General features: G+C 71.0%; 15 protein-coding genes. 10 read left to right on the top strand and 5 right to left on the bottom strand.

Features of this window, described 5'->3' with window-relative positions; translation table 11 throughout:
* Nucleotides 1-67: 67 nt before the first annotated feature.
* Nucleotides 68-514 (top strand): response regulator, encoded by a 447-nt coding sequence (locus tag HCA58_RS15090; protein WP_169598467.1) that lies wholly within the window; start codon nt 68-70, stop codon nt 512-514.
* A gap of 44 nt (nt 515-558) precedes the next feature.
* On the opposite strand, the gene HCA58_RS15085 is transcribed toward HCA58_RS15090, so the two are convergent.
* From HCA58_RS15085 to HCA58_RS15075, 3 genes are all read right to left on the bottom strand, one after another.
* Nucleotides 559-1,416 carry a hypothetical protein gene (locus HCA58_RS15085; protein ID WP_169598466.1) on the bottom strand — a complete coding sequence of 286 codons (858 nt, stop codon included), beginning with the start codon at nt 1,414-1,416 and terminating at the stop codon, nt 559-561.
* A 330-nt stretch (nt 1,417-1,746) separates the two neighbouring features.
* Nucleotides 1,747-2,166, bottom strand: a complete 420-nt coding sequence (locus tag HCA58_RS15080; protein WP_169598465.1) for an OsmC family protein — start codon at nt 2,164-2,166, stop codon at nt 1,747-1,749.
* A 58-nt stretch (nt 2,167-2,224) separates the two neighbouring features.
* The gene (locus HCA58_RS15075) at nt 2,225-3,172 is read right to left on the bottom strand and encodes a serine/threonine-protein kinase (RefSeq protein ID WP_169598464.1); all 948 of its coding nucleotides are present in this window, start codon (nt 3,170-3,172) and stop codon (nt 2,225-2,227) included.
* Between the two features lie 164 nt (nt 3,173-3,336).
* Here HCA58_RS15075 and HCA58_RS15070 point away from each other — a divergent pair, with 164 nt between their 5' ends.
* The 9 genes from HCA58_RS15070 to HCA58_RS15030 all read left to right on the top strand — a co-directional run bounded on the left by HCA58_RS15070 (nt 3,337) and on the right by HCA58_RS15030 (nt 14,918).
* Complete coding sequence (locus HCA58_RS15070; RefSeq protein WP_169598463.1) at nt 3,337-3,561, top strand: hypothetical protein; 225 nt, start codon at nt 3,337-3,339, stop codon at nt 3,559-3,561.
* Between the two features lie 91 nt (nt 3,562-3,652).
* Nucleotides 3,653-4,399: a response regulator transcription factor gene (locus tag HCA58_RS15065; protein WP_169598462.1), complete on the top strand. Its 747-nt coding sequence runs from the start codon at nt 3,653-3,655 to the stop codon at nt 4,397-4,399.
* Between the two features lie 17 nt (nt 4,400-4,416).
* A complete protein-coding gene (locus tag HCA58_RS15060) occupies nt 4,417-5,856 on the top strand; it encodes a HAMP domain-containing sensor histidine kinase (RefSeq protein ID WP_169598538.1) in 1,440 nt (479 codons plus the stop codon).
* A 45-nt stretch (nt 5,857-5,901) separates the two neighbouring features.
* Nucleotides 5,902-8,196, top strand: coding sequence for a glycosyltransferase family 39 protein (locus tag HCA58_RS15055; RefSeq protein ID WP_169598461.1), 2,295 nt, complete (start codon nt 5,902-5,904; stop codon nt 8,194-8,196).
* Between the two features lie 5 nt (nt 8,197-8,201).
* Nucleotides 8,202-9,425 (top strand): dolichyl-phosphate beta-glucosyltransferase, encoded by a 1,224-nt coding sequence (locus HCA58_RS15050; RefSeq protein WP_169598460.1) that lies wholly within the window; start codon nt 8,202-8,204, stop codon nt 9,423-9,425.
* A gap of 211 nt (nt 9,426-9,636) precedes the next feature.
* Nucleotides 9,637-9,786: a hypothetical protein gene (locus HCA58_RS15045; protein ID WP_155220336.1), complete on the top strand. Its 150-nt coding sequence runs from the start codon at nt 9,637-9,639 to the stop codon at nt 9,784-9,786.
* 9 nt (nt 9,787-9,795) lie between these two features.
* Nucleotides 9,796-11,271 (top strand): class I SAM-dependent methyltransferase, encoded by a 1,476-nt coding sequence (locus HCA58_RS15040; RefSeq protein WP_169598459.1) that lies wholly within the window; start codon nt 9,796-9,798, stop codon nt 11,269-11,271.
* Complete coding sequence (locus tag HCA58_RS15035; RefSeq protein ID WP_169598458.1) at nt 11,268-13,394, top strand: sulfatase-like hydrolase/transferase; 2,127 nt, start codon at nt 11,268-11,270, stop codon at nt 13,392-13,394. Before HCA58_RS15040 ends, HCA58_RS15035 begins: the two co-directional genes overlap by 4 nt.
* 240 nt (nt 13,395-13,634) lie before the next feature.
* Nucleotides 13,635-14,918, top strand: a complete 1,284-nt coding sequence (locus HCA58_RS15030) for a citrate synthase (RefSeq protein ID WP_169598457.1) — start codon at nt 13,635-13,637, stop codon at nt 14,916-14,918.
* Nucleotides 14,919-14,999: 81 nt separating this feature from the next.
* On the opposite strand, the gene HCA58_RS23570 is transcribed toward HCA58_RS15030, so the two are convergent.
* A complete protein-coding gene (locus HCA58_RS23570; protein ID WP_169598456.1) occupies nt 15,000-15,665 on the bottom strand; it encodes a fasciclin domain-containing protein in 666 nt (221 codons plus the stop codon).
* Nucleotides 15,666-15,743: 78 nt separating this feature from the next.
* A complete protein-coding gene (locus HCA58_RS15020; RefSeq protein ID WP_240956249.1) occupies nt 15,744-17,843 on the bottom strand; it encodes a M14 family metallocarboxypeptidase in 2,100 nt (699 codons plus the stop codon).
* Between the last annotated feature and the right edge of the window lie 52 nt (nt 17,844-17,895).

Genomic DNA, 17,895 nt, shown 5'->3' with positions numbered 1-17,895 from the left:
TATGGGCTACATTTCCGCCAGCATGGGATCGGTAGGTCCCGGGCTGGCCAACCTGAGGCAGGTAGAGATGGGCACAGGCACCCTCGCTCCGGTTCGTATCCTCGTGGTGGACGACGACCCGGGCGACGTGCTCATGATCGAGGAGGCGCTGGCAACCTCGAACGTCGAGAAGGTGATCGACGTGGTCAGTGACGGCCGGGAGGCGATGGAGTTTCTCCGCCGCGAGGGTCGGCACCGCGACGCCCAACGTCCGGACATGATCCTGCTCGACCTCAACATGCCCCGGATGGACGGGCGTCAGGTGCTCGGCGAGGTGAAGAACGACGAGGACCTGCGGACCATCCCGATCGTCGTACTGACCACCTCGAACGCGGACACCGACATCATCGGCAGCTACACCCTCCAGGCCAACGCCTACGTCACCAAGCCGATCGACCTCGACGATTTCAACGACGTGGTGCACCGCATCGACGAGTTCTTCGGTCGGGTGGTCGTACTGCCCAAGCGGGCCTGACCCGCCGTTTCCGGCGGCGGGCCGGACCGGCGACCGGGTCCTGCTCAGAGTAGTGCCGCCACCACCGTGCCGGCCCGTTGCTCGTGCTGGGCGTAGGCGTAGGGGAAGGCGGAGATCTGCACGGCCTGGGCGGCCAGGGTCAGGCTCATCTGCTGCCATCCGGGCACCTTCAGCAGCGCCTCGTAGAACGCGCGGGCCGCGTACTCCGGCCGCATCAGATCCCGTACGCTGCCCCAACCGCTGCTGGGCCGCTGCTGGAACAGTCCCACCGAGTCGTGGTCCCAGCCGATGGCCTGGTGCGGGTAGTTCTGTGACTCGGGCAGTACGCCGCTGGCGTAGTTGAGCAGGGTGCTCTCCTGCATCGCGGTGGCCACCGCGATCACCAAGCCCTGGCGCGGGATCTTCATCTCGACTCCGACGTCCACGATCGCCTTGGCGTTGTCCATCTGGGCCTGGGTGAGCCCGGCGACGGGTCGGGGGCGCGTCGGGGTGGCGGGGGCCTTCTTTGTCGCCTTCGTGGGGCTGGGTGACGGCTTCGCGGTGGGCGAGGGGGTCGGACTCGCGCTTGCCGGAGCGGGCGTGGGGCTGCGGTCGAGGGCGCGGGACGCGGCCTTCTCCTGAGCGGCGAGAGCGCGGTCGGTGAGCGCCTCGGTCACCCGGGGCGGCGGTGCCTGCTCGTCGTGCCGGGCCGCGGTCACGGCGGTGGCGCCGAGGCAGCAGGTCACGCCGGTGGCCAGCGCCACCCGGACCGGGGTGGAGACGAGCACCGCGCGAACGCCCCGGCGCGGTGCTGGTACGGCGCGATGCCGCCCGGTAACCCTTTCGGCCGATGTCTTGTCGGCCGAAAGGCTCGCTGGTGGCCCGGGGGTCGGCGTCTGGTCGATGTCGTCGTGGGGATGCACCCGCCGAGGCTAGAAAGTTGACGGCTCGCTGCCATCGGCCCGGATGGTGGCATGCGCCACAATTTGCGGCTATCCGCCTGGTGATTCTTCGCGAGTGCCTACAAAACCGCCGTTGCCACCTTATCAATTTTAAGGTAAATATCGTATATCAGCATATAAAACAGGGCCTAATCGGGATCTTGCTGGCGTCTATCGGCATTCCCGGCTGCATCAGCTGAACGGACGAGGCCCGGATCGGCCCCAACGTGACGGCAATCGGATGGTCGGACCATGCGGCACCCTCCGGCGCTGCCGCGTCGACAGCACCCGAACCGCTCCGCGCGCCGACGATCAGTGTCGGCCGTTGTCCGCCGGACTGACGGTGAGCCGGTGCCGGCCGTCCTCGCTGGAGAAGGGCCAGAGCCGGTCGGCGTACTCGACCAGCTCGGTAAGCTGCTCCCGGCTCAGCCCCACCGACGATATGGAAGCGTGTACGTCGGACCGGTACCGGCCGTCGTCGTCGCGTCCGAGCTTCGCCTCCGCGCGCACCTGCACGGTGTGCGCCTCGTCGGTGATCTCGCCGGCCGCCTCCACCGCCGCATGGTGCAGGCAGGATGCGAACGCCGCGGCGAGCAGCTGCGAGGGGGTCAGCCCGGTGCAGTGCGGCGCCAGCGGCGAGGCGAGGGCGGTCGACAGCACCTCGTCGTCGGTGTGGATGTGACCGCCCTCGGCGGTCGCGGCGGCAACCTCGTTCAACCAGGAACTCGGCATCGCGTTCCTCCCGTCACTCCCCGCCCGGCTACCCCGGGGCGGTCGGGTGAAACCGGGATCAGCCGCCGTGCCGGCTCCAGAGCGCCCCCACCGCGGCCTCGGTGACCTCCTCCGCCGCCTGTTCCGTCCACGGGCTCAACGTCTGCGGCCGTTGCCGAGGCATCAGCGGCTCGTGCATCGGCACGTACACCCGGGCGTCGACCACCTCGGCCAGCAGCAGCGCGGACACCAGACTGCTCGGCCGCGTGCTCGGGTCGTCGGCCAGGGAACGCCGGCACAGGTCGGCCACCTCGGCGGGCAGCCCGGGTAGTTCGGGCAGCGGTCGTGGCGAACGCCGAGCCTCTCGACCGAGCAACTCGGGGACACTGTCCGCCGGGAACGGCAGACGCCCCGCCAGGCAGTAGTGAAGCAGGACGCCGAGGGCGTACATGTCGGCCGCCGGGGTCGCCGGAGCCCGGTGCAGCTGCTCCGGCGCCAGGTACGCGGGTGTACCGATCACGACACCGTCGGGGGCGGTGTCGGCAGCGCCGGCCGGAGTGGCGATGCCGAAGTCGAGAACCTTCACGCCGGTCGGGGTGAGCATCACGTTCGCCGGTTTGATGTCCCGGTGCACGATGCCGTGCGCGTGCGCGGCGGCCAGCGCAGCGCTCACCTCCGCGCAGACCCGTACCGCGATCCGCCAGTCCAGCGGGCCGGTACGCAGGTGCGCGGCAAGGGTCTGCCCCTCGGCCAACTCCATCACGATGTACGGCAACTCGTGCCCCACCCCGGTCGCGCAGGTACCGAAGTCGTGCACACTCGCCACGTTGGGATGGACCAGGCGGGCCGCGGACCGCGCCTCGCCGCGGATTCGTTCCACCGAGGCCGCCCCGTCCGGCTGGCCGGGCGAGACCAGCTTCACCGCGACCGGCCGGTCCAGCACGGTGTCGTGCGCCCGCCACACCTCCGACATCCCGCCGATGCCGATGCGCTGTTCGAGCCGGTAGCGCCCGTCCAGCGTACGCATCGACCGCCTCCTACCCTCGTGTCTGCCCGCCACGGCGTTCACGGCCGTGGTCCCGGCACGGTACCCCGGCTCCGATCAGGGCAAACCCGCCTCGAACGGCGGCTGGTGCGTTAGCGTGCGAGCCGGGACGCCCGACGCGCCGGGCGGGCTGGAGGCGGAACGTGATGAGTGAGGTGACCGTACGTTTCGTCGGCGGTCCGGCCAACGACCTGGTCAGGTCGTTGCCGGCCGGTCCGGACGGTGCCCCGCCCCGGCTGTGGGTGCTGCGCCGTCCACCGGAGGCACCCGCGCCGGCAACGGACCATCTCTACGTGCGGCAACGACCCGACGGATCGGGCACCTGGTCGATGCGCTTCGTCCGGACCGACCCGGTCGGCGTGACCGAGTGAGCCCCGGGCGACCTCGGGCGGCCGGCACCGCACAGCTGGCACACAGGAGTCGCACAAGCGGCACCCAGAGCGCGGTACGACCATGGACGGTATGAGGATCGAGGGGGAGGCCGCGCCGGGCCGGATGGAGCTGCGCCGGCCGGATGGTGAGCCGGTCCGGGTGCTCGTCGTGGACGATGAGCCGACCCTGACCGACCTGCTGTCGATGGCACTGCGCTACGAGGGTTGGCAGGTGCGCACGGCCGGCGACGGCATGGCCGCGGTCCGGACGGCCCGGCAGTTCCGGCCCGACGCGGTGGTGCTCGACGTCATGCTGCCCGACCTGGACGGCTTCCAGGTGCTGCGCAAGCTGAGGGCGGACAACGACACCGTACCGGTGCTCTTCCTGACCGCCCGGGACGCGGTCGAGGAGCGCGTCGCCGGACTCACCGTCGGCGGCGACGACTATGTGACCAAGCCGTTCAGCCTGGAGGAGGTGATCGCCCGGTTGCGGGCGCTGCTACGCCGCTCCGGCTTCGCCGTCGCCACCCGCCCGGACGCGGTACTCACCGTCGGTGACCTGACCATGGACGAGGACAGCCACGAGGTACGCCGGGACGGACAACTGATCACCCTCACCGCCACCGAGTTCGAACTGCTGCGGTACCTGATGCGCAATCCCCGCCGGGTGCTGAGCAAGGCCCAGATTCTCGACCGGGTGTGGAACTACGACTTCGGCGGCCAGGCCAACGTCGTCGAGCTGTACATCTCGTACCTGCGTAAGAAGATCGACGCCGGCCGGCAGCCCATGATCCACACGCTGCGTGGGGCCGGTTACCTGCTCAAGCCGGCAGAGTGAACGCGGTGCGCCGGTGGCTGGCGGGCTGGTCGCTGCGGACCCGCCTGGTGCTCACCCTGGTGGCGCTGCTCGCCGCGGTCAGCCTGGCCATCGGGGCGCTCACCACCGTTGCGCTGCGCCAGTTCCTGATCTCGAGGGTGGATGAACAGCTGCGCTTCTCGCCCGGGGGCGCGCGACCCGGCGCGCCGTGGGAACCGAGCCCCGGCACGAGTCCCTGGGGTGACGTGCGGGTGCCGCGCGGCTTCCCACCCGGCACGATCAGCGCCCAGGCCGTCGACGGGCAGATCACCGAGGCATGGACCCTGCTCGGTCGGCAGGAACAGCCGGTAGCGGTCGAGCAGGTGAGCGCGCTCGTCGAGGTGCCCACCGACGGCCGGGCGTACACCCTGAGCCTGGGAGAGCGGGGCAGTTACCGGGTGGTGGCCCGGGAGTCGGCGACCGGGACCGTGCGGATGCTCGGTGTGCCGTTGGCCGAGGCTCAGGAAACCGTCTGGGCGATGGTGGCCGCGCAGGCCGGGGTCACCGTCGTGGGGCTGCTCGTCGCCGGCAGCGCCGGTGCGCTGATCGTCCGGGCCACGCTGCGCCCGCTGCGCCGGGTCGCCGCCACTGCCGCCCGGGTCAGCGAGCTACCGCTCGACCGGGGCGAGGTGGCGCTCTCCGAACGGGTACCGGCCGCCGACACCGACCCGCGTACCGAAGTCGGGCAGGTCGGCTCCGCGCTCAACCGGATGCTCGGCCACGTCGCTGCCGCCCTCGCCGCCCGGCAGGCCAGCGAAACCCGGGTACGCCAGTTCGTCGCCGACGCCAGCCACGAACTGCGCACACCCCTCGCGGCGATCCGCGGCTACGCCGAGGTGGCGCGCCGGGGGCACGACCGGGTACCGCCCGACGTGGCTCACGCGCTGCGCCGGGTCGAGTCGGAGAGTACCCGGATGACGAGCCTCGTCGACGACCTGCTGCTGCTGGCCCGGCTGGACTCCGGTCGACCCCTCGCGGTCGAACCGGTCGACCTCACCGCGCTTGTCGTGGACGCGGTCAGCGACGCGCACGTGGCGGGACCCGAGCACCGTTGGCAGCTCGATCTGTCCGAGGAGGTCATCCGGGTGCCGGGCGATCCCGCGCGGCTGCATCAGGTGCTGGCGAACCTGCTGGCCAACGCCCGGGTGCACACCCCGCCGGGCAGTACCGTCACCACCAGCCTGCGTCAGGTCGGCGACGCCGCCGAACTCAACGTCGTCGACGACGGCCCCGGCGTGCCCGCTGAACTGCAGCCGGAGGTCTTCGAACGTTTCGCCCGGGCAGACAGCTCCCGGTCGCGTGTCCACGGTAGTACCGGCCTCGGCCTGGCAATCGTCACCGCCGTGGTGGAGGCACACCACGGCACCGTGTCCCTGGACTCCCGACCGGGTCGCACCGTGTTCACCGTCCTGCTACCGAACTCCACAGCAGGCACATAGGTTACGCACGGAGACGAAACAGCTCGCCGGCAGAGGCTTGTCGGCATGGACAGAACAGACACCCGGTCAGCTACGCCGACGGACGCCGACGCTGACGGCGCCGATGCGCCCACCGTGGCCTCCCGGCCCGGCACCGACGTCGAGTCGTCCGTGGCGGAGCCGCAACCCGGCCCGGCGCAGCCGGCACCGGAGCCCCAGACGCCGACGGTCGACACACCGGCGACGGACTTCCCGCCCGGGACCGCGCCGGCCTGGACCCGACCGGCCCTGGCCCTGCTGCTGCTGGTCACCGGGCTGCTCTACCTGTGGGGCCTGGGCGCCTCCGGCTGGGCCAACTCCTACTATGCGGCTGCCGCGCAGGCCGGCTCGCAGGACTGGACCGCCTTCTTCTACGGCTCCTCGGACGCGGCCAACTCGATCACCGTGGACAAGACGCCCGCCTCGTTGTGGCTGATGGCGCTCTCGGTACGCCTGTTCGGGCTCAACAGCTGGGCGTTGCTGGTGCCGCAAGCCCTCTGCGGCGTGGCCACGGTCGGCCTGCTGTACGCCACCGTACGCCGCTGGTACGGGCCGGTGGCCGGCCTGATCGCCGGACTGGTGCTGGCCGTCACCCCGGTCGCCACCCTGATGTTCCGGTTCAACAACCCGGACGCGCTGCTGGTGCTGCTGCTGGTCGCCGCCGTGTACGCCACGGTCCGGGCCCTGGAGACGGCGAGCACCCGTTGGCTGGTGTTCGCCGGTGCTCTGATCGGTTTCGGCTTCCTGACCAAGATGCTCCAGGCGTTCCTGCTGGTGCCGGTCCTCGGGGCGGTCTACCTGGTCGCCGCGCCGACCACACCGGGTCGTCGGATCCGGCAGGTGCTGCTCGCCGGGCTGGGCGTGGTGGCGGCTGCCGGCTGGTGGGTGGCGGTGGTGGAACTGGTCCCCGCCGCGGACCGCCCCTACGTCGGCGGGTCGCAGACGAACAGCGTGCTGGAGCTGACCCTCGGCTACAACGGTCTGGGCCGGATCACCGGCAACGAGGTGGGCAGCGTCGGAGGTGGTGGCGGACCGGGTGGTGGCGGACCGTTCTCCGGGCAGACTGGCCTGCTGCGGATGTTCGGATCCCAGGTCGGCGGGCAGATCTCGTGGCTGCTGCCGGCTGCGCTGATCCTGCTCGTCGTCGGGCTGGTGCTGGCCGGTCGGGCGGCGCGTACCGACCGGGTACGGGCGGGCCTGCTGCTCTGGGGTGGCTGGCTACTGGTGACCGGCGGAATCTTCAGCTACATGTCCGGCATCTTCCACGAGTACTACACCGTGGCGCTGGCACCGGCGGTCGGTGCGTTGGTCGGCATCGGCACGACCCTGCTGTGGCGGGCGCGCACCGCTGCGACGCGGTGGCGGCGGCTCACGGGCACGCTGACCCTCGCCGTCACGATCGCCGTCACCGCCGGCTGGTCGGCGACGCTGCTCGACCGTACCCCCGACTGGTATCCCTGGCTGCGGACCGCCGTGCTGGTCGGCGGGCTGGTCGCGGTGTCGGCGCTGCTGCTGGCGCACCGGGTGGCACGTCGGGTGGGCGTTCCCGCGATCGCGGTGAGTGTCGTGGTGGCGCTGGCCGGGCCGGCCGCGTACGCGATGCAGACCGCCGCGACCCCGCACACCGGATCCATCCCGACCGCTGGTCCGGAGGTACGCGGCGGATCCGGGCCGGGCGGAGGCGGTCGTTTCGGTGGCGGGACCAATGGCGGAAGGCTCGGCGGTTCCGCCGGCACCGACGACGGCAACGGGCCCGCTACGCCGGGCGACGACCGCGCCGGGGCCCGCCAGCCCGGTGCCACCGACGACGGGCAGGCACCTGGTCAACCGCCCGCCAACCAGGCCGGTGGCGGGCAGCCAGGTGGTCAGCGTCCGGGTGACGCGGACGGCGGTCAGCCGGGCGCAGCGGCCTCCGCCGGGCGGGACGGCGGGGCCCGGGGCGGCGGCACGGGCGGCCTGCTCGACTCCCGCGAACCGAGCGCCGAACTGCGGGAGCTGCTGGAACGCGACAGCGACTCCTACACCTGGATCGCGGCCACCGTCGGCGCCAACAACGCCTCCGGCTACCAGTTGGCCACCGGCAAACCGGTGATGGCGGTGGGCGGGTTCAACGGCAGCGACCCGTCGCCCACCCTCGAACAGTTCCAGCGGTACGTGGCTGACGGGCAGATCCACTGGTTCCTCGGTGGCGGTGGGTTCCGGGGCACCAACGGCGGCAGCTCCGCCTCCTCCGAGATCGCAGCCTGGGTCGCGGAGAACTTCCCGACGCAGACCGTCGACGGGGTCACTCTCTACGACCTGAGCAGCGGAAAGGAAGGGTGACAACGATGATCACCTCTATCGAGACCCGAGCGGCGGTGCCCGCCCGGCCGGCCGCGTCGCATCCCGTGCTGGACGTGGTCGTGCCGGTCTACAACGAGGAGACCGACCTCGAACCCTGTGTCCGACGGTTGCACGCGCACCTCGTCGCTCACTTCCCGTACCCGTTCCAGATCACTATCGCCGACAACGCGAGCGTCGACGGCACCCTGGCCGTCGCGGAGGCCCTCGTCACCGAACTGCCCGGCGTGCAGGTGCGGCACCTGGACGCCAAGGGGCGGGGGCGCGCCCTGCGGGCGGCCTGGTCGGCGTCGGATGCGCCGGTACTGGCGTACATGGACGTCGACCTGTCCACCGATCTCGCGGCGCTGCTGCCGCTGGTCGCGCCGCTGATCTCGGGGCACTCCGACGTGGCCATCGGCACCCGGTTGGCGCGTACCTCCCGGGTGGTACGCGGTGCCCGGCGGGAGTTCATCTCCCGGACGTACAACCTGCTGCTGCGGGGCACCCTCGCCGTCCGTTTCTCCGACGCGCAGTGCGGTTTCAAGGCCATCCGGGCGGACGTGGCCCGTGAGCTACTGCCTTTGGTGCAGGACACCGGCTGGTTCTTCGACACCGAACTTCTGGTGCTGGCGCAGCGGGCCGGGCTGCGCATCCACGAGGTGCCGGTCGACTGGATCGACGATCCGGACAGTCGGGTGGACGTGGTGGCGACCGCCGTGGCGGACCTGCGTGGCATCGGTCGTCTCGGCCGGGCGTTGCTCACCGGTGCGCTGCCGCTGAACGAGTTGCGGGTGCAGCTCGGTCGGGCTCCGCTGGCGGCCCCGCCGGAGCTGCCGCCCACCGGGTTGCTCCGGCAACTGGTCCGGTTCGGGGCCGTGGGGGTGGCCAGCACCTGCGCCTACCTGTTGCTGTTCACTCTCACCCGGGGGGCGCTCGGCGCCCAACCGGCGAACCTGCTGGCGCTGTTGCTCACCGCGATCGCCAACACCGCCGCGAACCGCCGACTCACCTTCGGTATCGCCGGTCGCCGCCACGTCACCCGGCACCACGTGCAGGGACTGCTGGCGTTCGGCCTGGGCCTGGCGCTCACCAGCGGTTCGCTGGCGGTGCTGCACGCGGCAACCGACCCCAGCCGGGCGGTGGAGCTGTCCGTACTGGTGGCGGCCAACCTCGCCGCCACGGTGATGCGTTTCCTCCTGCTCCGCCTGGCCATGCACCACCGCCCTTGACAGTCCCGCTGGTGTGTCGATCCGAGGGCGACGGGCGCTCCCGTGACCGGATCGACAGCCGGCAGGCGGAGGAGGCGGGAGGGGAGGTTATAGGGCTTTCCGGGTTTTCATGGTAGTTCGGGAGGTACGGTACCTTTTGGCCGTGTCGCCTCGGCTCCACGCAGCGGCGGCGGCCGGTGCGAGGGCATGGCAGCGACGGAAGGAGTGGTCGGTGAACCACCTGGCCTACCTGGACGCGGGATCCGGCAGCCTGATCGTGCAGGCGGTGGTCGGTGGGATCGCCGGGGTCGCGGTGGCGGCCAAACTCTACTGGCGCCGCCTCGTCAGCCGGTTCCGCCGCCAGCCCACCGACCAGAGCTGATCCGACGCGATGGTGCTGCCAGACCTGGGCCGGTCGCCCGGACCGACTCCGATCGACGTCGGCCCCCGAGCGGAGCCCGGCTCCTTCCGCGACCCGGCCAACCGGGTGTTCCGCGTCGGCGACGACATTCTGCGGGCACTCGACCAGACCGCCGCGGCCGACTGGCGTGCCCTAACGGCCAGCGGGTTCTTCCCGTCGCTGCTGGCCGCCGGCAAGGTGTGCGGCACCGAGGAACTGCCGGCACAGTCGCCGTGGCGGCACCTACCGGCCGACGCGTCCTCGCGCCGTTGGGCGACGGTGCTGCGGCACGAGCGCATTCCGTTCGTCGCCTACCCGTACGAGTGGTGTTTCGCCATGCTGCGCGACGCCGCGCAACTGCACCTGGAGATCCTCCAGGCCGCCCTGCCGGCCGGGTTCACCCTCAAGGACGGCTCGGCGTACAACCTCCAGTGGCGTGGCACGGAGCCGGTCTTCATCGACGTCGGGTCCTTCACCCCGCTGCGCGACGGGGAACCCTGGGCCGGCTACCGGCAGTTCTGCCAGACCCTGCTCTATCCGCTGATGCTCGGCGCCCACCTGGGGCTGCCCTTCCAACCCTGGCTGCGGGCCCACGTCGACGGCATCTCCCCCGATCAGATGGGTCCGCTGTTCCGGGGCACCCGCCGGTTGCTGCCCGGCGTGCTCACCCACGTCCACCTGCACGGCTCCGTGCAGCGCCGCAGCGCCGCCACCAGCACCGCCGCCGTACGCGCCCAGTTACGTGACGCCGGGTACACCCGTGAGTTGGCCGCGGCCACCGTTCGCGGGCTGGACAAACTCGTTCGCCGCCTGGACCATCAGCCGCCGCCCACCCACTGGGTCGACTACCAGTACACCTGCGGTTACTCCAACGACGACCGGGCGGGCAAGGAACGCTTCGTGGTCGCCGCGCTCAGCTGCGCCGGGCAGCGCCGGCTCGTGCTCGACCTGGGCGCCAACGACGGACGGTACGCCCGGCTCGCCGCCCGGCACGCCGACTACGTGGTCGCCGTCGAGCAGGACCCGGCGGTGGTCGACCAGCTGTACCGCACCCTGCGCGGCGAGGGTCAACGGCAGGTGCTGCCGTTGGTGATGGACCTGGCAGACCCGTCACCCGGCACTGGCTGGCGGGGGATCGAGCGGGCCTCGTTCGCCGCCCGGGCCGACGCGGACACCGTGCTCGCCCTGGCGCTCGTGCATCACCTCGCGATCGGCCGTAACGTGCCGCTGCCGGAGGTGGTGGCCTGCCTCGCCGGCTTCACCGCCCCCGGTGGCCGGCTGGTGGTCGAGTTCGTCCACCCGGACGATCCGATGGCCGCCCGGCTGCTGGCCAACAAGCCCGACGGCCTCTTCCCCGACTACCGGCGGGACGTCTTCGAGGCGCTGCTCGCCGGCCACGGCACCGTCGAGGACCGGCTGGAGCTGCCCTCGGGCACCCGCACCCTGTACCGGGTGGCCCTGCCGTGACCGACCGACCCCACACCGGGGCCGGCTCAGCCGACCGCAGCGCCGCCCGAGCGGATGCCGCGACCACCGACGATCCGGCGCCGCGGGGCTCCGCACGCACCGCTGACGGCGCAGCGACGGTACGCCACCGGCGACGGTGGGGTCGCAGCAGTCGGCGGGCCGAGGGCCGTCGGCTGTTGGAGGTCACCGCACTGGTCGGGTTGGTGATCACCCAGCCGCTGCTGGACGTTCTCGGCCGCAGCCCGGACTTCTTCCTGTTCCACCGGGCCGACCGGGGCGAGATCCTGCTGTTGGTGGCGCTGGTCGCGGTGGTGCCGACGGTGGCGCTCGGGTTGCTGGGCCTGCTCGCCGGCCTGGCCGGAGACGCGCTCCGGACGGGGGTCCACAGCCTGTTGCTCGGGCTGCTCGTCACCGCGCTGGCGATCCAGGTGGGCCGGCACATCACACCGCTGCGCGGCGTACCGCTGCTGCTGGCCGCACTGGTGGCCGGTGCCGCCGGAGCCCTCGCCCACCGGCGCTGGACGGCGCTCGGACGGGCACTGCGCCTGGCGGCCGTCGGCCCGCCGATCTTCGTCGGGCTCTTCCTGTTCGCTTCCCCGACCGGCCCCGTGGTGATGCCACTCGGCGACGGCGGTGCGGCGGGTACGGCGACCGGCAACCGGCACCCGCCGGTGGTCATGCTGGTCCTCGACGAACTGCCGCTGGTCTCCCTGCTCGACGCCGCCGGCGGCGTCGACGGGACCCGGTTCCCGCATTTCGCCGAGTTGGCCGCCGCGTCGACCTGGTACCGCAACGCGACAGGAGTCAGCGGATGGACGCCGTACGCGCTGCCGGCGATGCTGACCGGTCGCTACCCGGCGGAACCGTTCGCCCCGCACTACTCGCACTACCCGGACAACCTATTCACCGCCTTCGGCGGGCTCTACGACATCCGTGCCGAGGAGAGCATCACCCGACTCTGCCCACCGAGCCGCTGCGAGCAGCAGGTCACCCCGGACCAGGGAATCGGGGTGCTGGTCGGTGAGACGCAGAAACTGCTACGCCAGGTGGTGGCGCCACACGACAGCCGGATCGACCCGGAGGGCTCCTACCGCGAGCGCACCGCCGAGGAACTCGGCATCGACGCCGCCGAGCCGGTACCGACCGACCCCAAGTTCCGCTGGGACAGCCTCGACGTCAACCAGCCGGCCCGGTTCACCAGCTTCCTCTCCGGTCTCACCCGGTCGACCCGACCGACACTGCACTTCCTGCACCTGCTGATGCCTCACTCACCGTGGACGTTCCTGCCGTCCGGGGCGCGGTACGAGGCGCCTGGGGACTTCCCCAACGAAGGGGACGGCTGGGTGGAGCTGGCCCGCGCCCGGCACCTCGCCCAACTCGGCTACACCGACCGGCTCATCGGCGAGACGATGCGTACGCTGCGCGACAGCGGGCTGTGGGACGAGGCGCTGGTGGTGGTCACCGCCGATCACGGGGTCAGCTTCACGAAAGGCGCGCAGGGCCGTGGCGAGGACGCGATCCGGGCCGCCGCCGACGAGGTGGCCTGGGTACCGCTGTTCGTCAAGACACCCGGCCAGCGCGGTGGGCGGATCGACGATCGCAACTGGGAGCATGTCGACCTGCTGCCGACGGTGGCCGACGAGGCCGCCATCCGGCTGCCCTGGCGGGTCGACGGTCGCTCCGCCCGGCAGACGCCTCGCGCCGACGCCGGCAAGGTCTTCTACGACCGGCCGTCGCAACCGATGTCGATCAGCGGTGGCGTACCGGCCGCGCCACAGGTGGCGCCGCACCGGCTGGTCGGCGCCACGGTGGATGCGGCGCCGGTCGCCGGCAGTGCCCAGGTCGCAGGCCTGGACGCCTTCCGCGCCGTCGACCCGGACGAAGGTGTGCTGCCCGGCATGATCTGGGGCACCGTCCCTGACGCCGTCGCGGACGGCACCGAACTGGCGGTGGCCGTCAACGGCACCGTCGCGGCGGTGGTGCCGGTGGTCACCCCGGACCCGGGTGGACGACGATTCGCGGCGCTGCTCGCCGACGATCGACTTTTCCGGGCCGGTGCCAACCGCCTCGATCTCTACCTGGTCGACCAGGGCGGCGAACTACGTAAGCTGGCGATCTCCTGACCGGTCGGCCGGCCCGGTCGCTGAATGCTGCTCCGGTCGCGATCGCTTCGCCTGGTTGCACGCTACGTGTGTCTTCGATGGCGTTCCGTCCCTGTTCGTCGGGGTTTCCCAGCGCCCCGGTCGGGAATCGGGTGACGCATGCCTCACCGCCGAACCACGACGGGTGGTGTCGCCGCAACCGCAATTACGGTAGAAGCGAAGGCAATTCAACGTAGATCTGCCGGCGAAGCGAGGAACCACATGACGGAAGTCAAGCTCGATCACCCCGGCGGGCAGCTGTCGATGCCGGTACATTCCGCGGTCGAGGGCCCCGCCGGGATCGGTGTGGGCAAACTGCTGAAGGAAACCGGGCTGACGACGTACGACCCGGGGTTCGTCAACACCGCCGCCTGTTCGTCCGCGATCACCTACATCGACGGTGACGCGGGCATCCTGCGCTACCGGGGCTACCCGATTGAGCAACTGGCCGAGAAGAGCTCCTTCCTGGAGGTCTCCTACCTGCTCATCTACGGTGAGCTGCCGACCACCCAGGAACTGACCGAGTTCACCGAGCGGATCCGCCGGCACTCGCTGCTGCACGAGGAGATGCGACGCTTCTTCGACGGCTTCCCCCGGGAGGCCCACCCGATGGCGGTGCTCTCCTCCGCCGTCAGCGCCATCTCCACCTTCTACCAGGACAGCCTCGACCCGTTCGACGCCGAACACGTGGAGATGTCCACGGTCCGGCTGATGGCGAAGGTGCCCACCATCGCCTCGTACGCGTACAAGAAGGCGATCGGGCAGCCGCTGCTGTACCCGGAGAACTCCCTCGGCTACGTGGAGAACTTCGTGCGGATGACGTTCGGCGTGCCGGCGGAGCCGTACGAGGTCGACCCGGTGATCGCCCGGGTGCTGGACATGCTGTTCATCCTGCACGCCGACCACGAGCAGAACTGCTCGACCTCGACGGTGCGGCTAGTCGGCTCCAGCAACGCCAACCTGTTCGCCTCGGTTTCGGCCGGCGTCAACGCGCTGTTCGGCCCGCTGCACGGTGGCGCCAACCAGGCGGTGCTGGAGATGCTCGAACTGATCCAGGCCGACGGCGGTGACGTGCAGTCGTTCGTCCGCAAGGTGAAGGACCGCCAGGACGGCGTCAAGCTGATGGGCTTCGGCCACCGGGTCTACAAGAACTACGACCCCCGGGCCGCGATCGTGAAGAAGGCGGCGCAGGACGTGCTCGGGCGGATGGCCACGCCGGACCCGATGCTGGACATCGCGATGCAGCTGGAGGAGATCGCCCTCGCCGACGACTTCTTCGTCTCGCGCAAGCTCTACCCGAACGTGGACTTCTACACCGGCCTGATCTACAAGGCCATGGGCTTCCCGACGAAGATGTTCACCGTGCTGTTCGCCCTGGGCCGACTGCCCGGCTGGATCGCCCAGTGGCGCGAGATGATCAACGATCCGGAGACCAAGATCGGCCGTCCGCGGCAGGTCTACACCGGCGCCGCCGAGCGGAACTACCTCCCCGTCGAACAACGCTGACTGCGCAGCGAAGACACCTCTGACGGCCGTCGTACCCGGAGCACGGGTACGACGGCCGCCGTCACGGTCGGGGCGGGGTACTCAGTGGGCGGGGTGTCCGTCGTCGTCCTGACCGGCCGTGGTGGGCAGATCGCCGAGCACCTCGTTGATCACGTGGATACGGGCACCACCGGCCACATAGTCGGCACACACCGTCTCGGCCTGCTCGTCGAGACGCGCACCCTGCCCGACGCCGGTCACCCGCAACCGGGTTCCTGCTACGGTGGTCACCGAGCCGGCGGCGACCAGCTCGGCCACCGGCAGCGCCCCGGTGATCAGATGATCACGGAGTAGCTCGTGTAGCGCGTCGGTGTCGCGCAGGAGCAGCTCGTCGAGGTTGGTCCGGGAGAACTTGCCGGCGAACGCGTCATCGGTGGGGGCCAAGATGGTCACCTCCGGCGTCAGCTCCTCGGCCAGGCCGGTGGCGCGTACCGCCGCTTCGAAGGTGGTGAGCACCGGAATCCACTGGAGAGCCCGATCGGCGGGTTCGTCGACGAGCGAACCGGGGTTACCCGGCTCGTCGCCGGCGGGCAGCAGGTCACACAGCGGCCCGGTCACGGTGCTCCCGGCCGGAACAGCCCCGGCCGGGCCGTCGTCGCCCCCGGCCGTGCTGCCGACCACGATGAGCAGCACCGCCGCCAGGGTGGCACCGGCGACCGGCAGGATCCGGCGCGGCGTCGGTCGCGTCGCAGATGGTGTGTCGCTCACGGTCTCTGCACTCCTGTGTCGGGGCGTGCCGGCAGGCCGGGCCGCGCCCGGCCTGCCGGCACGAACGGGATCAGCGCCTCACAGCCGGGCGCACTGGTCGAATCTCGGGCCGCTCACCGAATTGGCGACCTCCAGGTTGACCGGCCCAGCGGCGTTGCCGGAGCAGCCCAGCGGACCGTTGACGGTGTTGCCGGCCACCAGCGGGGCCACGCCCGTGGTGTTCACCACGTTGACCGGGCCGCTGATGCGATTGCCGACCAGTAGGACCGGGCCGATCGTGCCGGTGACGTTCACCGGGCCGTTGACCGTGCCCGCGGTCAGCACGAACCCGGACGCGTTGCTCGCGTTCACCGAGCCGTTGATCGACCCGCCGTTCACGATCAGCGTCGCACCCGGTCGTACCTGCACCGGACCACGGACGGTGGCATCGGCAAGGCATGCCACACCGGAGACGGTGAGCGGGCCGTGGTGGGTACCGGTCAGCGTCGGGGCGATCCGCTCGCCGGCCACCATGCCCTCGGCCGCCTGCTCGTCGAGCAGCAGCGGCACCAGACCCCGCTCGGGCTGCGACAGCGGTACGAGATACCCACCGGCAACCTTGATCACTTTCCAGCCGTGGGCGGCCAGCCGCTGGGCCACCGTGGTCTGCTGACCGTCCGGGCCGTCGTCGCGTGCACCGTGGTACTGCTCCTCGGTGAGCTTGTAGGCGCACGGCGGCTGCTCCAGGATCCGCTCCGCAGTGGGGGCGTCCAGTGGGGGAGGGGTGTCACCCGGGTGCGGCGCCGGGTACGCCTCGATCGGGCGGGAACCCCGGAAGACGATCCGGCCGGTGTTCGCCGACTGGAACCTGATCGCCTCGGCGCGGGCGGCGGTGATGTCGCCGACGTTCGCTCCGTGGTAGGCGAGGAACTGGTGGAACGTCCACACCGCCGAGTACGTCTTGCGGCGGCGGTTGTTGGCGGTGTTGCCCTCGTCCGGCCGGGTCGGCCCACCTGAGCTGCGCAGCTCCAGCAACGAGTTGACCACGTTCTTCAGGCCGAGGGTGTTGCGCAGGATCGTTTCCTCGCCCAGGCCGACGTTGGCTCCGGTACACCCGTACGGGCAGGCCCACCAGCCGTCCTTGGCGCCCTCGGTGTACATGTGCCCCTCGATCATGTCCTGCGACTCGTCGAAGATGCCTTGCGCCACGTTCTGGTGTCGGGGCGGCAGCATCGGCAGGTCACCAGTGTTCGAGTTGCCGTACTCGTGACCGTCGTAGCTGGCGATCGGCCGGTAGTCGCGAACCATCTCGACGAACGCCTGGGTCTCCGGCTGGCGGATCAACGAGTAGTCCCGGTTGAGGTCCTGGCCGTCGGCGTTGCCCCGGCTGTTGGCCGCCCGGCCGTCGCCGTTGATCGTCGGCACGATCAGCATCGTGGTCTTCGACAGCAGGCCGAGGGTGGTGGGGTCGTCGGTGAACGCCAACTGCCGGGCCATGATCAGGCACGCCTCCCGGTCACCGGGTTCGTTGCCGTGCACGTTGCAGTTGACCGCGAGGGGGTTCGTCGCGGCGACCGCCTCCGGGGTCGCCGGCGGGGTGGGGTAGCCGATGACGAACATGTTGATCGGGCGGTCCTGCAGGGTCCGACCGATCTCCACCACGCGTACCCGGTCGCTGAGGTCGTCTATCGCCGCGGTGTAGGCGTACTCGTTGACGTCGTTCGTGTATTGCGCGCCCAGCGTGCTCTCCCACTGGGTGCGCAGATTCGGGCCCGGCACATCCGGGTCGCCCCAGTGTCCCCGCGTGGTGTCGCCGACCGGGGCGGAGTAGGGCTGGGGGTCACCGTCGAGGCGGGCGCGGACCCGCCACTGGAACCGGTTGCCGGGGGCGAAGCCGGCGTCGGCGAAGGTCGGCTCGGTGTTGTTGATCTGGCGGTTCGGCCGCCAGAGGCCGACCGTCACCGATGCGCCGGTGGCGGTGCCGTCCTCGGCCACCGGGGTGCGTTCGATCTGGTAGTCGGTGGCCCCGTCGACCGGAGTCCAGGCGAGGGTGGCGAAGCCGTCGCCCTGCACGACGGTGAGGTCCTGCACCTGGTTCGGCTCCGTGGGCTGCTGCGCGGCTGCGGGTTGGGCGGTCGCCGCGAGGGTGACGGCGAGCAGCGCGGAGAAGACACCGGCCGTGGTCCGTCTGTGTCTCAAGGTGGTCTCCAAACAGGAGGGAGGGCTGGGTACGCACAGCAGACCCGCCCGC

The organism is Micromonospora sp. HNM0581 (genome assembly GCF_012726175.1).
In the GTDB taxonomy this organism is placed as follows: Bacteria; Actinomycetota; Actinomycetes; order Mycobacteriales; family Micromonosporaceae; genus Micromonospora.
This window is presented reverse-complemented; position numbering and strand designations above follow the sequence as displayed.

Excerpts from the sequence above, each read along its gene's own strand:
- HCA58_RS15055 (WP_169598461.1), top strand. The coding sequence starts at position 5,902 with ATGGACAGAACAGACACCCGGTCAGCTACGCCGACGGACGCCGACGCT.
- HCA58_RS15090 (WP_169598467.1), top strand. The coding sequence starts at position 68 with ATGGGCACAGGCACCCTCGCTCCGGTTCGTATCCTCGTGGTGGACGAC.
- HCA58_RS15080 (WP_169598465.1), bottom strand. The coding sequence starts at position 2,166 with ATGCCGAGTTCCTGGTTGAACGAGGTTGCCGCCGCGACCGCCGAGGGC.
- HCA58_RS15070 (WP_169598463.1), top strand. The coding sequence starts at position 3,337 with ATGAGTGAGGTGACCGTACGTTTCGTCGGCGGTCCGGCCAACGACCTG.
- HCA58_RS15030 (WP_169598457.1), top strand. The coding sequence starts at position 13,635 with ATGACGGAAGTCAAGCTCGATCACCCCGGCGGGCAGCTGTCGATGCCG.
- HCA58_RS15040 (WP_169598459.1), top strand. The coding sequence starts at position 9,796 with ATGGTGCTGCCAGACCTGGGCCGGTCGCCCGGACCGACTCCGATCGAC.
- HCA58_RS15065 (WP_169598462.1), top strand. The coding sequence starts at position 3,653 with ATGAGGATCGAGGGGGAGGCCGCGCCGGGCCGGATGGAGCTGCGCCGG.
- HCA58_RS15075 (WP_169598464.1), bottom strand. The coding sequence starts at position 3,172 with ATGCGTACGCTGGACGGGCGCTACCGGCTCGAACAGCGCATCGGCATC.
- HCA58_RS15050 (WP_169598460.1), top strand. The coding sequence starts at position 8,202 with ATGATCACCTCTATCGAGACCCGAGCGGCGGTGCCCGCCCGGCCGGCC.